Below are 1404 nucleotides of genomic sequence, written 5' to 3' on the forward strand. Positions count from 1 at the left end.
CAGCCCACCCCTCTACCAACTCCACCAAGCCGACATCGCCCTCCGCCACAGCGAAACCGCCGCCCTCTACCACGACGCCGAAGTCCTCGACCAGCTCATGCGCCAGCTACCCGAGAACTCACCCCGCCGCCACCACATCCTCCGCGCCCTCGAACGCATGCTCGACACCCTCGACCTCCACGACATCCCTGGCACCGCCACCGGCGCCCGCAACCAACTCATCGACGCCCTCGCCGCACCCGCACACCCCAGCGCCCACCAGATCTCCGCCGTCGGCCACGCCCACATCGACTCCGCCTGGCTGTGGCCCATCCGCGAAACCATCCGCAAAGTCGCCCGCACCATCGCCAACGTCACCACACTGCTCGACCACCACGACTTCCACTTCGCCATGTCCCAGGCCCAACAACTCGCCTGGATCAAAACCCACCACCCCAAGCTCTACGACCGCGTACGCCACCACATCGACCAAGGCGGATTCGTCCCCGTCGGCGGCATGTGGGTCGAATCCGACACCAACTTGCCCGGCGGCGAAGCCCTAGCCCGCCAACTCATCCACGGCAAACGCTTCTTCCTCGACGAATTCGGCATCGAAACCCGCGAGGTCTGGCTACCCGACTCCTTCGGCTACAGCGCCGCACTCCCACAACTCATCCACCAAGCAGGCAACACCTGGTTCCTCACCCAAAAACTCTCCTGGAACCAGACCAACCGCTTCCCCCACCACACCTTCCACTGGGAAGGCATCGACGGAACCCGCATCTTCACCCACTTCCCACCCGCCGACACCTACAACGCCGAAATCACCGGCGCCGAACTCGCCCGCGCCCAGAACAACTTCTCCGAACACGGCTACGCCAACCACTCACTCCTGCCCTTCGGCCACGGCGACGGCGGGGGAGGACCCACCCGCGACATGCTCGAACGCGCCCACCGCACCCACAACCTCGAAGGCTCACCCCAAGTCCACCTGCACACACCCACCGAATTCTTCACCGCCGCCGAAGCAGACCACACCCAACCCGCCGTCTACTCCGGCGAGCTCTACCTCGAACTCCACCGCGGCACCTACACCTCCCAAGCCCGCACCAAACAAGGCAACCGACGCAGCGAACACCTCCTGCGCGAAGCCGAACTCTGGTGCACCACCGCCACCCTCAACACCGGCGCCGACTACCCCTACGACCAACTGGACACCCTCTGGAAACAAGTCCTCCTCAACCAATTCCACGACATCCTCCCCGGATCCTCCATCGCCTGGGTCCACCGCGAAGCCGAGAACACCTACGCCGACATCGCCGACCAGCTCAACAACCTCATCAACCAAGCCCAACAAACCCTCACCGGCCCCGGCGACACCCCCATCACCTTCAACGCCGCACCCCACACCCACGACGACATCCC

General features: G+C 64.9%; 1 protein-coding gene. It reads left to right on the top strand.

Annotated elements, in window-relative coordinates; translation table 11 throughout:
- Nucleotides 1-1404 (top strand): alpha-mannosidase (locus E1202_RS31100; RefSeq protein WP_408007746.1); only part of this gene is annotated, 1404 nt, incomplete at both ends.

The sequence above is a fragment of the Saccharopolyspora karakumensis genome (genome assembly GCF_004349225.1).
Taxonomy (GTDB): domain Bacteria; phylum Actinomycetota; class Actinomycetes; order Mycobacteriales; family Pseudonocardiaceae; genus Saccharopolyspora; species Saccharopolyspora endophytica.